Annotated in this window: 12 protein-coding genes and 1 pseudogene; 5 read left to right on the forward strand and 8 right to left on the reverse strand. The window is 63.9% G+C overall.

The genetic code is table 11. From position 1 onward, the window contains the following. Window positions 1-290 precede the first annotated feature (290 nt). The 3 genes and pseudogenes from QT196_RS23740 to QT196_RS23750 all read left to right on the forward strand — a co-directional run. Window positions 291-464 (forward strand): annotated as a pseudogene (locus tag QT196_RS23740) (YdcF family protein); the annotation flags it as partial. 122 nt (window positions 465-586) lie between these two features. Next, on the forward strand, window positions 587-1,351 hold the full coding sequence (locus tag QT196_RS23745; protein ID WP_290355641.1) for a Hachiman antiphage defense system protein HamA: 765 nt from the start codon (window positions 587-589) through the stop codon (window positions 1,349-1,351). A gap of 433 nt (window positions 1,352-1,784) precedes the next feature. Further along, the gene (locus tag QT196_RS23750) at window positions 1,785-4,877 is read left to right on the forward strand and encodes a DEAD/DEAH box helicase (RefSeq protein WP_290355642.1); all 3,093 of its coding nucleotides are present in this window, start codon (window positions 1,785-1,787) and stop codon (window positions 4,875-4,877) included. A gap of 929 nt (window positions 4,878-5,806) precedes the next feature. Here the strand turns inward: QT196_RS23750 and QT196_RS23755 are convergent. The 4 genes from QT196_RS23755 to QT196_RS23770 all read right to left on the reverse strand — a co-directional run bounded on the left by QT196_RS23755 (window position 5,807) and on the right by QT196_RS23770 (window position 7,758). After that, complete coding sequence (locus QT196_RS23755) at window positions 5,807-6,154, reverse strand: hypothetical protein (protein WP_290355643.1); 348 nt, start codon at window positions 6,152-6,154, stop codon at window positions 5,807-5,809. Next, entirely contained in the window at window positions 6,151-6,891 is a 741-nt protein-coding gene (locus QT196_RS23760; RefSeq protein ID WP_290356705.1) for a GntR family transcriptional regulator, read from the reverse strand. Before QT196_RS23760 ends, QT196_RS23755 begins: the two co-directional genes overlap by 4 nt. Continuing rightward, on the reverse strand, window positions 6,891-7,115 hold the full coding sequence (locus QT196_RS23765) for a hypothetical protein (RefSeq protein WP_290355644.1): 225 nt from the start codon (window positions 7,113-7,115) through the stop codon (window positions 6,891-6,893). The genes QT196_RS23760 and QT196_RS23765 overlap by 1 nt, the downstream gene beginning before the upstream one ends. 364 nt (window positions 7,116-7,479) lie before the next feature. Then, window positions 7,480-7,758 carry a hypothetical protein gene (locus QT196_RS23770; RefSeq protein ID WP_290355645.1) on the reverse strand — a complete coding sequence of 93 codons (279 nt, stop codon included), beginning with the start codon at window positions 7,756-7,758 and terminating at the stop codon, window positions 7,480-7,482. A 79-nt stretch (window positions 7,759-7,837) separates the two neighbouring features. Between QT196_RS23770 and QT196_RS23775 the strand changes: the two genes are divergently transcribed. Beyond that, on the forward strand, window positions 7,838-8,593 hold the full coding sequence (locus QT196_RS23775; RefSeq protein WP_290355646.1) for a GntR family transcriptional regulator: 756 nt from the start codon (window positions 7,838-7,840) through the stop codon (window positions 8,591-8,593). Window positions 8,594-9,122: 529 nt separating this feature from the next. Here QT196_RS23775 and QT196_RS23780 read toward each other — a convergent pair. Continuing rightward, the gene (locus tag QT196_RS23780; RefSeq protein WP_290356669.1) at window positions 9,123-10,256 is read right to left on the reverse strand and encodes an IS30 family transposase; all 1,134 of its coding nucleotides are present in this window, start codon (window positions 10,254-10,256) and stop codon (window positions 9,123-9,125) included. 1,226 nt (window positions 10,257-11,482) lie between these two features. Here QT196_RS23780 and QT196_RS23785 point away from each other — a divergent pair. Next, window positions 11,483-12,814, forward strand: coding sequence for an acyl-CoA dehydrogenase family protein (locus QT196_RS23785; protein WP_266734209.1), 1,332 nt, complete (start codon window positions 11,483-11,485; stop codon window positions 12,812-12,814). Here the strand turns inward: QT196_RS23785 and QT196_RS23790 are convergent. Genes QT196_RS23790 through QT196_RS23800 form a run of 3 tightly spaced genes read right to left on the reverse strand, consistent with a single transcriptional unit; the run spans window position 12,753 to window position 14,335 of the window. Then, on the reverse strand, window positions 12,753-13,343 hold the full coding sequence (locus QT196_RS23790) for a GAF domain-containing protein (RefSeq protein WP_168480887.1): 591 nt from the start codon (window positions 13,341-13,343) through the stop codon (window positions 12,753-12,755). The two genes, QT196_RS23785 and QT196_RS23790, sit on opposite strands and share 62 nt — an antisense overlap. 37 nt (window positions 13,344-13,380) lie before the next feature. Next, on the reverse strand, window positions 13,381-13,983 hold the full coding sequence (locus QT196_RS23795; RefSeq protein WP_168480888.1) for an ATP/GTP-binding protein: 603 nt from the start codon (window positions 13,981-13,983) through the stop codon (window positions 13,381-13,383). Continuing rightward, the gene (locus tag QT196_RS23800; protein ID WP_168480889.1) at window positions 13,961-14,335 is read right to left on the reverse strand and encodes a DUF742 domain-containing protein; all 375 of its coding nucleotides are present in this window, start codon (window positions 14,333-14,335) and stop codon (window positions 13,961-13,963) included. Before QT196_RS23800 ends, QT196_RS23795 begins: the two co-directional genes overlap by 23 nt. Between the last annotated feature and the right edge of the window lies 1 nt (window position 14,336).

Below are 14,336 nucleotides of genomic sequence, written 5' to 3' on the forward strand. Positions count from 1 at the left end.
GAACCCCAGGGCGGAGATCGGTTGCTGTACAGCACAGAAGTACAGCAACGAGCCCGACCGCTCCCGGATGTCATCGCCCGTCAGGGACCAGCTGACCTACTCCATAGACCTCAGCAACCTCGCTGCCGGTAGTTCGCATCGAGAGGCACCCCGCGGCGCCCTCGCTCGGGCCGTCTCTGGGCCGTGCGCAGGCGCTCAACGACGACCAACGCTGACGACTACCGACAGCCAAGTCGCAGTTCGCAGCGTTGATCGATTACGCGGCCGCAGGCCACAGACCCGGCCCTTCACTCGTAATTGACCTGTTGACGGGCGCGCAACAGCGGCTCATGATCTACCCACAGCAAGGATTCATGCTCGAACAGCACGTTCCTGATGACGTGGCCGCAGCGTACGAGCGCCTGCGCGGTGCCGGGTTTACAAGCCGACTGGTGACAGACCCCGCAGAGCGGAAGCGCACTTGACGCACTGCGCTCGTGATCGCGAGGATTGACCATGCCGGATTGCGGAGAGCGGTACGGCCGGTCCTCGGGTGGGCGGCACATCGACTGTATGGAGACGGCGACCTTTTGCGGGGGGCAATGAGGTGACGAGCTACAAGAAGTGGTGCAAACCCTCTCAGCTGACGGATATCGAATCTCACGTCATCGACGTTCTTACGTCGACTACGGATGAGGTTGGTATTGCGTTCATTTCCGCCTACCTTCCCAGCCGCTACGCCGAAACTAAATCGCTGACACGCATTGCGGAACGATTCGGCAAGGGTCAGGTAGCCAAGTTTCTGCAAAACAAGCTTCCAACTGCTCAAAGCGCAAGATCAGGGGATCTTGGCGAGATACTCGCCGCCGCATTTCTAGAGGAAGATTGCGGGTATGTTGTCGGCCCTAGTCGGCTGATCCAGCGTGACCACCAGGAGTGGGCAATGCGCGGCGATGACGTGCTCGGCGCAAGACTTGACTCGTCGTCGAAGGTGCATCTAATCAAGGGCGAAGCGAAAAGTCGAGCTCAAGCGCGGTCTGCGACAGTGGCAGAAGCCCGTGAAGGTTTGCAGCGATCGGGCGGGCTTCCATCGCCACATTCATTGACCCAGTTCGCAGAGCGCTTGCTGGGCACGGTCGATGACAATGTGGGGGAAATAATCCTTACGCTCCAGCTCGAAGATGGGATTCGACCTAAGACCGTTACGCACCTGATGTTCCTGTTCACAGGGAACAATCCGACCAGCCATGTCAAGGCTGATCTGGCTGCCTACGAGGGTGACATAGCGCAGCGAGCAGTAATTCTTCGGGTGCAAGCACACCAGGATTTTGTTCGCGCGGTCTACGAGAAGGCGATTGCGGAACGTGCGTGACCAACAATCCTTGTCCGAAGCCTTGGCCAGCGCCATAGAACCGCGGTTCCGCGGTCGACTCGTCGCCAGAGGGCAAGCCCAGTCTATGATCCGTCGTGGCGGAATACTGCCCGACGGAGCGCCATTGTTCGATAGCTCCCTGGATAACGACCTTCTCGGGTACGGGTACTCTCTGATCTCCACGAGCCTACGAATCGTTGAACCTGTCAATACGGACGGGGCAGGTCAGGGAACAGCGGGTTACATAAGTCTAGCTCGCGAAGGCCTTATCCATGCCTCGTACGCGCTTGAGGCGGCCACCAGGAACGTATCGGAGGATAGAGATACATCTTTCCATCGTTTGATCGCCGGCGCAGCAAGTCACCTGGCTGGATATGCCGCACGCGCCTACTCGCTCGTCCAGGGGAGTGTGCTATCAGGTCGACTGACGCCGATGGAACAGACGCTGGCTGACTTGATTATGCGCTCCCTCGATGCTATCGAGGAACGGACTCGACGCTTACGGGCATCGCCCAATGTGACGGACGATGCCCTATTGGCAGCCTTCCTCGGATCCAGTCGAGAATTTCCTTCTATTCACGAGGAGGCTGGTAATCCAACAATCGACCGTGGCCCTGTCGAATTGTTGCTCAGCGAGAACTACTTGTCGGCGGTCTCCGCTGCTCTATTTGCTTTGGCTCACGCACAGCCGGAACTAATGGCGACAGCGCTCGATGACCTCCGGACAGGCGAGCTTGCGTCCCATGAAATAAGCGCACCGGGGCCGTGGTGGGTCCATCGCCTCACACGGCGACTGCTCGACGACCTTGCCCAGACCAGTATTAGCGCCAACATCCCCGGTCAACCCCCACCGGTAGGGACTGCGCACGTTCAAATTCCTGACACGCTACGCGAAGCTCGGTGGCGTTACCTGCGACGAACTTTCGTAGCCACCCTCTTTGCCCGCAGGCGCTCCGAGATCGACCTCTGGCCATCACAGCTACATGTTGTCGGTCGGATTTTCGAGGGTAACGACGACCTAGTTGTTGCTCTCCCTACCAGTGCAGGCAAGACCCGGATCGCAGAGCTCTGCATTTTGTCCTGCCTGGCTCAGGAGCAGCGGGCCGTCTATGTGGCTCCGCTGCGGGCACTGTCCGCTCAAACCGAACAGGTGTTAGCCCGGACCTTTATGCCTCTCGGGATTAATGTCTCGTCCCTCTACGGAAGCATGGGCGTAAGTGACTTCGATGCGCATGCCCTCCGTGAGAGTCGCATTGTCGTGGCGACCCCGGAAAAACTTGACTTCGCTCTCAGATCGGACCCAACTCTCCTCGATGACGTTGGCTTGGTAGTTCTGGACGAAGGACACATGATCGGGCCGTCCGAGCGTGAAGTTCGGTATGAAGCGCAGATCCAGCGACTTCTGCGCCGCTCCGACGCGAACACGCGGAGGCTCGTATGTCTCTCGGCTGTCTTCCCTTCAGGGGAGGACCTTAATGACTTCGTTTCCTGGATAACCGACGGAAACCCGCACGGGCTCCATCGCGAGGAATGGCGTCCCACGCAGCAACGGTTTGGCTTGGTGGAATGGCGTCGAGATCACGCCCGCCTGTCGATCACACTGGGGGGCGACCGGCCTTTTATCCCCAGATATCTCGAGGCAGCAGCGCCTACTCGCCCCCGGAGGAAATCGTTTCCCGCTGACCAGCGGGAACTAGTCATCGCGGCCTCGTGGCGACTAGTTGAAGAAGGTCAAACCGTTCTGATCTTCTGTCCGCAACGGAACTCGGTTGAGCCTTATGCGCGTGAGATCGTCAAACTTCGAAGGCAAGGCCTCATTGACTCGGTCCTTCCCCCCGAAGTCGACCTGGCGAGCGTTCTCTCGATTGGTGCCGAATGGTTCGGTAGCGATCATCCCATCTTGGAGTGCCTCAAATTAGGAGTGGCGATCCACCACGGCGCACTCCCCGCACCTTTCCGCCGTGAGGTTGAGCGTCTGCTTCATGAAGGAGTTGTCAGGGTTACGGTGGCCTCACCGACCCTCGCACAAGGCTTGAACCTATCGGCCTCCGTCGTGCTGTTCCACGCACTTCGCCGCGGTAAGACCCTTCTTACCGGTGCCGAGTTCTCAAATGTCATCGGCCGGGCTGGCCGCGCCTTCGTCGACAGCGAAGGTCTCGTGCTCTGCCCCATCTTCGATCCCAAGGACTCCAGACGACGCGATTGGAGGGAACTCACCAGCGGTGAGACCGGCAAGGCTTTGCGGTCCGGGCTGATTGAGGTGAGTATTGTCCTAATCCGACGTATCGTTGAATCTATCGGGTCTGGGCAGTTGCAGCAATTCCTCGATTATCTCACAGGCGGCTCAGAATGGACATTCCCGGTTGTTGCCGGCGAGACGCCAGACGCCCAAGAGGTGACAGAGCAATCCTGGCGGTCAAACCTCGCGCTCCTCGACACAGGAATCCTGAGCGTCCTCGGGGAAGATGACTCCGATCCTGACCAGATCACGCAGCGAATCGCAGATACCCTCAGGGATTCCTTGTGGGACCGGCAACTCCAGCGCCTCAACGAGGCGCCAGCTGCCGCCCTGCGTGAGGTAGTCACCAGCCGGACCCAATTCATCTGGGCCACAAGCACACGAACGCAGCGCCGCGGATGGTACCTTGCAGGGCTCGGCGTAGACGCAGGACGAGAACTTGCACAGGTTGCAAGCGACGTCGTTGACTTGATCGCCCAGGCCGAGCTCGCTATAGCGGGCAGAGATCATGCAACCGCGACAACTCGGATTGAGCAGATCGCAGACACGATCTTCTCGTTGCCTACGTTCCGGCCCGAGACGAAGATCAGGAACTGGCGAGTGGTACTCGGACAGTGGGTGAATGGCTGGCCCCTAGGAGACGTCGATGGCCCCGATCCTGATGACCGCATCGCCATCGCCCAGTTCATCGAATCGGACCTGATCTATCGACTGGTGTGGGGTGCTGAGGCGGCTCGTGTGTATGAGGACGCGCAAGGTAACCCCACTGCTGCCGCGCTTGAAGGATCAGTGCTAACCGCGATCGAGACTGGTACTTTTCTACAACCAGCCTCAATCATGATTCGCGCCGGCTTCGACCACCGAGTCGCCGCAATAGCTGCCATTGAGGAGACCGGTGCGACATTCGCCTCAGTTCCAGGAATGTGGACATGGATTGCTCGCCTGGATCCTGAAATTAGCCGTTCACCGGACTGGCCGACCGCAGAGTCACGCGAAGCGTGGCTGCGATTTCTAGAAAATGCATCGCGGACCCGATATCGGTCATGGCGAAAAAGAGTCGAGCGGATTGATGAAGTCAGTTGGTCCGGCCCACCGCCATCTAAGCGCGCATGGCTTCGCGCAACGGTACACCATAATGAGGTCAGACTCTGGTCGCCAGGTTTTGATTTTGTCGGCCGCGCCAATATTTCGCTCCACTTGTCCATGGAAGGAATACTTCACGCGCGAAGGGTCAGTGACGGGCCTGGCATCGAGCTGCACTATCGGGGACCTAACGACCTCTTCTGAACTGGGCCGCTGTGGTGAGCGGCCGCCGGGGCCACCCCTGGGGCGTCCGAGGGTGATCGACAACGACAGACAATGTCAGGGCCGTCCAGAAACCGCGCCGCTGCTGAGCCCTTACCGCTTGCCCGTCCCGGTGCCGGAGGACGTTCCCGATGTTGCGTCTCCGTGGATCACGCCGAGGAGAGCCTGGCCGCTCGCTCCTCCAGCAAGGCCCGGTCCTGCTCGGCCACGCCGTCCAGTCCTTCGAGGGACGCCGTCAGCTTGGCCATCGGAAGTACGCCACGGTCTCTGCTTTGATGCGCGCCAGGTCAACATCGGACCATCGTGTCAGCGAGCGCATGTGGTGGCCCCGTTTTGGCATCCGCTAGTGACATCAACGGCGCCGGACGCCAGCACTCCCAGGCGGTCTGGCACGGTCGAAGTGGCCAGGCGGCCCCCGGCAGTGCCACGCAGTGATCGAACTCCTAATGCGGTGGTTGGCACCGCTCGTACCAGCCGGCTCCTGGGAGTGTGCCAATGATCGGGCACGGTGGCTGAGGCCGGAGCTGGTACCGCGAGGCATACGCGCGCCTGGTCGGTCGGCGCACCCACCGTCGTGGCTGACTGTCGTCAGCAGAGGTCCAGGCGGGCAGCGATTCAGGGCGTGCCAGATGCGTGCCACAACGGAGGGGCAGCCACGGTTAACGAGGGTGCTTACCGGTCCCAGCATCCATCGAGAAGCTGTGGCTGGCCGCCCGCCCACCGACCAGCAGATCTACTGCAGAGATCACCACCAGCCTTACAAAGCGATCATCGGTGACCAGGTACCGGTCGCCACCACGCGAGCTCAGGCGCTCGATCGCGGAAAGAGTGGCTGTTGCCGGAGGGCCGGATCGTGCGGCAGGGGAGCCCAGATTGAGTATGGGGCTCCCCTGCCGTTCGATGTGTCGCTGTTAGCCGAAGGCCGCCGCAGGCAGCCGAGGGCCCTCATCGCCTCCTTCGCAAGCCGGAGGATCCGTTACCGGCAAGCGGTGGCCGCGGCTGATCGCCACACGACGAACGTCACGCAGGGCCTCAGCCATGTCCGTCGCCAGGAGCCGCAGCTCGTTCGGCTCTGCTTTCCCGTCGTCCAGTACTTCGAGCGCGTGCTCCGTGAGATCGCCTGCCATTTCCAGCTGCACCGCTTCGGTGTTGTCTGCCAGGCGAGACAGATAGCTGCCGCAGTCCTCGGTGCTCAAGTAGCAAGGCTGGCCATTGGGGCCTGACCACGGGAGGAGCCGCAGCTCGTTGTGGATCGTCATTCTCCGCTCGTCCTCTCATGGGTCATGTGGTGGGTGGTGAAGAGCGCGTCTGCGCGGTCGCCGGGGAGCACCAGAAGCGCCGCCTCGACCACGCGTCCAGTGCGGTCAGCCGCCACGCGGGTGATCGCGAGAACTGACATGGCCGAGCTGATCCGAAGGGTCGTTGCTTCCTCTGGTGTCGGAGGACGGGCGCTGACTCGTTCCCGGACCTCGGCCAGTGGAGGGCGGAGCTCTGCCAGCTTCGCCTCAACCCCCTCGTAGCAGTGCGATTCGGTGGGAACGTCGGTCGGCGACAGGTCGCGAGGCACGTAGATGCGAGCGAGGCTTTGCGGTGACTTCCCCTGGTGGCTGAGGCAGAGCAATTCGGTGAGCGGGCTTTTTGCCGACACCCCCAGCAGGCCGATGAGTTGACCGTGCGCCTGGAGGTTGGTGGTGCGGACGCTGACGCGCAACGCTGAATCGGCCGAGGGGTCCCTCCTGGGTGTGAGACCACCGCCGATGTACGTGATTCTGCGGAGGGGGTAGCGGACGAAGTTCCCCTTGCCGTGGATCTTCTCGACGAGCCCCTCACCATGGAGGATCGCAAGAGCGTTGCGCAGCGTCGCCGTGCTGACCGCGTAGCCGGAAGCGAGCTGAGCCTCGGATGGGAGCCGTTCGCCGTCCTTGATCCGGCCGGTCGAGATCTTGTTCCGGATGTCGTCGGCGATGACGTGGCGGCGAGAGAGCACGGATGGCATCACCACCTTCTCAGCGTTCGTACGGCTACGAGCCGAGTCCGGGCGTGCATGGTGAGCAGTTCGCCCGACTCGAACCGCAAGCGCTTCGCTCCGCCGGGAAGCTGGAGCAAGTCGGTGATGCGACACGGGCGACCGCCGATCTGGATGACGTCGCCGCGCTGCACGCTGTCAGAGGTGACCTCGACAGGGGCGGCCGGTCCACCACCCGATGCCCAGCCCCTCACCGCGGGTCGTCCGCTCGGACGCCACCGTCGGCCACCGTGTGGCAGGAGCAGATGCATGCCTCGTAGACCACGGGAATGCCGATTGGTGCGGTAGCGGGGGAGGAATGGGCGCACTCACCGTGCCTACCGATCCGGCAGGAACTCGACTGGTAGGGCGCGGCCTTCGTGTGGGTCACGCGAAGCTGCTGACGAGGAAACATCAAAGGGCCTCCGATGTCGCGAACCGGTGGTGCGCAACGCGATCGCGAGGCGCGACAGCCGGCCCGACGGACACCGGCGATCGATGGCACCGGCTCATCGGGACGCATCGCTCATCGGTGTGCGCGGCGGTATGGCGGATACGGTTGAACATGCTGATCAGCTCCTATCGCTGACTGCCAGGCCCCCGGACATCGCCCGTCGCGGGGGCCGCTGTGCGTACGGCCGCCCATAAGGTGCGGCCGTTCAAGCTGTTGGCGAGGAGCCCGAATCGGTCGGCCTCTGCCACTGCTTCCAAGACCTCCCGCCACGACTCGGCGGAGAGCGATTCCGGTACCTCCACTTCGATCGACGTGAGTCGGGCGCGCCGTTCCACGCGCGGGGTGAGTCCGACGGCGGACAACCGGGCTGCGATGTCTTCGGCGCTTACTTCCGAAGCAGGCACAGGGCAGCCTCCGTCGTCGAGTGATCACCTGGAGTAAAGCTAGTTAACTAGATTAGAGCTAGTGGACTAGATTTTCCATATGCCTGAGCAGCCGCCGTATCTCCGCATCGCTGACGAGCTCCGGCGCCGGATCACGGAGCAGGAGTGGACGCCGGGAGACCGGCTCCCTTCACGGGCCCAGATCGCCCAGGAGTGCGGCGTCGGTGAGAACGTGATTCGTCGCGCTCAAGAGCTACTGATCTCTCAGGGAGTGCTGGAAGGACGCGCCGGATCCGGTACGTACGTTGCCGCCCCTCGTCAGCGCGTGCGCATGGTCCGTTCCTCGGCGCGCGAGCAGCCTGACGGCTCCCCGTTTCGCGCGGATATGAAGGCCGTGGGCAAGCTGGGGGATTGGGAAAGCCGGACTGAGGCGAAGGTGTCGGCGCCGGCCGAGATCGCGTCGCGCCTCGGTATCGCGCAGGGTGACCTGTGCGTCCGCACCGTGTACGAGTTCCTTGCTGACGGCAAGCCGGCGCAGCTGTCGACGAGCTGGGAGCCGTACGACCTCACCGCGGGCACCGTCGTCGTCCTCCCGGAGGGTGGGCCGCACGCCGGGGTGGGCGTGGTGAACCGCATGGCCGAGATCGGCATCACGGTCAGCCACGCTGTGGAGCAGCCGGAGCCGCGGCAAGCGAATGCCGAGGAGGCGTCGCTCCTCGGCATCCAGAAGGGCGGCTTGGTCACGCACATTCGGCGGACGTACTACAGCGACCAGGGGCGGCCTGTGGAGACGGCGGACATCGTCGTCCCCGCCTCTCTGTGCGAGATCGTTTACGAGATCCCCATCGGTCATTAGTGGAGCTGGCGTTCCCAATCCGGTGTTCCCGCACGACTGGCGAACGGCGACGTGTATGCCCACACGGCTTCCAGAGTGTCCGCGCTGCGAGCAGGACTGGGTTCATCTCTACCGGTTCAAGGACGACGGGTCTACGTTCTCCCTGTGCACTGAATGTGACTCCTTCTGGTGGCCGCATGAGGCCCTGAAGATCTCCAACGCACGCTTCCTTGATGACGTAGTGGCTGCGCGGCTCGGGGTGAGCGGAAACCCCTGGTCAACTCGGGAGTGGGCCGATGTCATCGAGCCAGTCGGGCAAGGTCGCTGACATCCACGGCTGACATCAACGTCGGTGAACAGTGCCAGCGCTGAGCGACCCTGGACGGTCCTACTGGTCGCCAGGGCAGAGGCTGTGGCTGCTCCCGGATCGAACTTGTAAAGCGAAGGTCGTCGGTTCGAATCCGACAGGGGGCTCTCAGCGTGAAGAGGGACGAAGCCCCGGGCCGGATGGGCGGATTCCAGGGGTCGTTGCAACACGTGGTCGTGTTGATCAGGACGCGAGCAGTTTATGCAGGCGCTCGGCTGGGGTTTCCCAGCCGAGCGTTTTGCGTGGGCGGCTGTTGAGTTCGGCGGCGACGGCGGCCAGGTGCTCGGGATCGTGGGCGGAGAGGTCGGTGCCTTTGGGGAAGTACTGCCGCAGCAGGCCGTTGGTGTTCTCGTTCGATCCGCGTTGCCAGGGGCTGGCCGGGTCGCAGAAGTAAACCGGGATGTCGGTGGCGACGGTGAAGGCGTGGTGGGCGGCCATCTCCGAGCCCTGGTCCCAGGTCAAGGACTTGGTCAGGTGCCGTGGCAGGGTCTGGACGGTGGTCTGCAAGGCCGTGCTGACGTCTTCCGCGCCGCGGCCCTGGGGCAGGTGGACGAGCATGACGTAGCGCGTGGCCCGCTCGACCAGGGTGCCGATGGCGGAGGCGCTGTCCTTGCCGATGATCAGGTCGCCTTCCCAGTGGCCGGGCACGGCGCGGTCGTCTGCCTCTGCGGGCCGTTCGCTGATCATGACCATGGGGTGGGAGAAGCGCGGCTGCCGGGCGGCGGCCTGGTGGTGCGGCTTGCGCCGGGCCCGCCCTGTCCGCAGGGCTCTGGCCATCTCGCGCCGGAGTTCGCCGCGGCCCTGGACGTAGAGGGCCTGGTAGATCGTCTCGTGGACCACGTGCATCTCCGGCCGGTCGGGGAACCTCTTGCGGAGAGCGTGACAGATCTGTTCCGGGCTCCATCGCATCACCAGGTGGGCCTGGATGAAGTCCCGCAGCTCGGTGTTCTGGCCGATCTTGCCGGGCTTGGGCCGGGGCCGGCGGGCATCGGCCCGGCGCTGGGCGGCGTGGGGGCGGTAGGCCCATCGGGCGTGGTCACCGCGCAGGGGTAGGCCGTTGCGGCGTATTTCCCGGCTGATCGTGGACGGGCTGCGGCCCAGCTCGGCGGCGATCGCACGGACGGACGCCTTCTCCCGCAGCCGGTCGGCTATGTGGATGCGCTCGTCTTCACGTAGATACCTCGTCGACGTGGGCACGGGCTCCTGCTCTGGCAGAGCAGGAGCCCGCCGCCGCTTCGGGTCCAAGCGGCCGTTTCGCCACTCGCGGCCAGTCCGCTCATGGACGCCGACGCGTCGGCTTGCCTCTCGGTTGGTCAGCCCCATCTGCACGAGCCGGAAGTATTCCTCCCGCTCGGCTCGGAGCTTCACAGGCCCCTGAGCCTTACGGACCTTGCGGATCTCGAAGCCCATCGCACCCCTTGAACTGGGGTGTTGCAACGACCACTAGAACCGAAGATGTGGCCTGGGGCTTCTGACATCTATGGGTGAGATCTGCGGGGCGGTCGGGGCGCCGTCAGCCGTCAGGCGTGGTCAGCCGCGGTCGAGCCGCCGTTTCAGGAGCCGGTCCAGGTGGCTGATCGCTTCCCGTTGGGTGTCTTGGGCGACGTGTAGACACCCCGTCGACCGACCCACCACCGACGCCGCCCGACAGCCCGGCCGCAGTCGCTCACCATCAGGGCGAGCCGAGTAGCCACGCGACACTCGTGTTGGTTCTGTTTACCCGGATGCTGGCTCGGACGGACCTGCGACGACGTCATCGCACCGCGGCCGGAGCAGCTGTCGGCCGCGGCCGCCTCGCTCTCAGCGACCGCCCGCCCACTATCCCTGTTTGTCTGCTGCGTGTGCCGAATCCTGTCCGTGCCATCCGACGTCCGTTCGCTCGGCCTCGGCGTAAGCCAGGCCCAGTTCCCGTTCTCTCCGCCGGATCCACCGCGCTCTTCCGGATGGGGGGCGGACGGTTCACGGTCTGCCTTGCCCGGGATTTCCCACAGTCCCCGCAGTGCAAATTCGCGGCCAACTCGTGCATCATCTCCACGCGGCCATGCGACAACTTCACAGGCTCCACACAAGTTGTCCGTGCTAACGCGCGATAACCTCGCGAGGTCTACCGCAGCACATACTCGCAAGTAGTGTCAGTAAATGACATGAAGTCGATGACCGATTGCACATTCGGTGGAAGTCGCAGCCATTGTCGGCATTGCTGCCTTCATGGCGGACTGTGACAGTCGGCGGCACGTTGGCCCATGAAGCTGAATTTCTCTCAGCTGCTGACGCAGTGGCATCCGAGCCCACATATCCATCTGCGCATAACGAACCGACAAATGGTGCCTACCGTATCGGCTTATGCGTAACTTCGATGCCCTATTGGGGAGTTGGAATCTGCAAACAGACGGGTTACTTTCAGCCAGGGGCGCGCAAGATCATCTTGATCGCCCCCGCTGTGTTGTAGGCGATGTGTCCTGTTGGTCCGGTGATGGCCGTCGCCGACAACGGCCTCTTCACCTACAGGTGCAGAGGCTGGAAGTGCGAAGGAAAGGCTCGTCGTGGAACGCTACTTCACCAACCGTCATCATGAGGATCTGCGTCAACGGGTGAGAACGTTCGCCGAGCGGGAAATTCGGCCCCGAATATCGGAGATGGAGGCGGCGCGCACCGTCTCCCACGAGGCTTCCCGGCTGATCGCCCGTCAGGGTTGGATCGGGGTGACGATCGACCGGGCGTACGGCGGCATGGAGGCCGGGCACCTGGCCAAGACGATCACCATCGAAGAACTGTCCCGTGTGAGCGGCGCCATGGGAGCCATGGTGCAGGCTTCCCAGCTCGGCGTGGCCAAGATCAATCACTTCGGCAGCAAGGTGCAGAAGAAGACCTGGCTGCCGAGGATCGCCGCCGGCGACTGCCTGCCGACCATCGCCGTCACCGAACCGCAGTCCGGGGGGCACGTCCTGGGCATGGAGAGCACGGCGGTCCGCGACGGCGACGACTACGTCCTCAACGGCCGGAAGGTGTTCGTCGGCAACAGTCATGTCGGCGACCTGCACGGAGTTGTCGTGCGTACCGGCCCGGGGTCCAAGGGCCTCTCGGCCTTCCTTGTGGAGGCCGACGCCCCCGGCTTTTCCCTGGGAGAGCAGCAGCCCGCCATGGGCCTGCACGGTTTCAGCTTCGGTGAGCTGATCTTCGACAACTGCCGGATACCAGCGGCCAATCTCCTGGGCGAAGAGGGCCAGGGCCTCTCCGTGGCGTACTCCTCCAGTGTGCTCTACGGGCGCGCCAACCTCGCGGCGGTCTCCCTCGGGATCCACCAGGCGATCCTGGACGAGACGGCCGAGTTCTGTCGTGAGCGCGAGCGCTACGGCACGTCCCTCGGAGACCTCGGCAACATCAAACTGAAGCTCGGTCAGATGCAGTCACGGCTGATGACCGCCCGACTGGCTCTCTACCACGCCGTGCATCTGCTCGACCGCGGGGAGCCGTGTGACGCCGAGCTGATGAACGCGAAGTACCTCAATGTCGAGTCCGCGCTGGACTCGGCGCGCAACGCCATGGAGATCCACGCGGCGTGCGGCCTGTTCTCCGACCGCCCCTTGGAGCGCTATCTGCGGGACGCCTTCCACATCCTGGCCCCCGCCGGTACCTCGGACATCCAGCTGCTGCGCCTCGGCGAGCAGGCACTTGGCACCGCCAAGGGCTCCTGGTCGAAACGGCTCTCCGAGCTGGTCCGGACGGACACCGAGTACGCCCTGGAAACACAGCGGGATCCGGGGCACGATCCCGCGTCCCGGATCCCGACTCAGTCCCGGCCTCGGCGGAGGATCAGAGACCGTCTGTCTCTCGGAGGTGGATCTGGTCCACCAGCCGCGCCGCCATTGACTTGATGGTGTCGAGCCCCTGTCGTCCCCAGGGCCGGGGCTCCTGGGCCACCACACAGATCGTGCCGAGGGCCATGCCCGTACGGTCGATCAGGGGGGCACCGAGGTAGGAGCGGATGCCGATCTCATCGACGACCGGGTTCCCGGCGAACCGCGGATAGTCGCAGACGTCCTCCAGCACCAGTGCCTTGCGCCGCACGACCACGTGCGGGCAGTAGCCGTGATCGCGGGCCATCACGCGGCCCGGCTGGGGCGTTTCCGGTGCCGGACCGAGCTCCACCCCGGCCTGATGCTCGTCCGGGGTGTAGAGACCCGCGAAGTACTGACGGTTCTCGTCGATGAAGTTCACCATGGCATACGGCGCCCCCGTGATGCGCGCGAGCTCGCGCGCGAACTCATCGAACTCGGGCACCGGGTTCTCTCCGAGCCCGAGCTCACGCAGCCGGGTGACGCGCTGGGGAGCCTCGATGTCCTCCGGGGTGAGGCGCAGATGGCTGGTCGGGTCGTACTGCGGATGGTGCGGTGTGGGCGACATGGCGCTCCATTCGGCTTCGGTGGGAAGGTGCGGTGATTCAGCTCAGCCGGCCCTGCTCCACCGCCGGACGGCCGACGGCGGAACTGATCAGGTGTTCAATGAGCTTGACGAGGATTCCGGTCCCGGAACTGGATAGCCGGGCGTCGCACATCACCACCGGCACATCAGGGTTGAGGTCGATGGCGGCACGCACCTCATCCGGCGTGTACCGGTGTGACCCCTCGAACTCGTTGACCGCCACGATGAAACCGATGCCACGCTGCTCGAAGAAGTCCACGGCGGCGAAGCAGTGGTCGAGCCGGCGGGTGTCGGCGAGTATGACCGCGCCGAGCGCGCCGTTCGACAACTCGTCCCACATGAACCAGAACCGCTCCTGGCCGGGGGTGCCGAACAGGTAGAGCGTATAGCTCTGGTCCAGGGTGATGCGGCCGAAGTCCATGGCCACGGTGGTGGTCGTCTTGTCCTCGACGCCCGCCAGGCTGTCCGTGCGGGCACTCACCGCGGTGAGGAGCTCTTCGGTGCTCAACGGTTCGATCTCGCTGACGGCACCGACGAAGGTGGTCTTGCCCACCCCGAAGCCACCGGCTATCAGGATCTTCAATGCGGTGGGGAACGGATCACAGTCGTTTGCGTAGACCATGCAGCACCGCCTCCAGGAGGTCTCGGTCGTTGGGAGAGGGCGACATCGGGCGCGGCGCTCTCGTGGTGAGAGCACCGCAGTCCACGAGGTCGGAGAGCAGGACTTTCGTGACCACCGCAGGCAGCCGTAGGTGGGCGGCGAGCTCGGCAACCGACCTGGGGCCCTCGCACAGTCCGAGGACCTGGGCATGGTCGGGACCGACGTCGCCCCGTGGCCCGGAGCCCGTGGCCATCACCATCGTGAGGAGGTCGAGGTGGGCCGTGGGACGGGTACGCCCATTGCTGACCGTGTACGGGCGGATCAGCCGCCCCGCCGCATCATCCAGCCACATCCCGTCCTGGGCGTCCACCATC

Source organism: Streptomyces sp. P9-2B-2 (genome assembly GCF_030406865.1).
Classification (GTDB): domain Bacteria; phylum Actinomycetota; class Actinomycetes; order Streptomycetales; family Streptomycetaceae; genus Streptomyces; species Streptomyces platensis.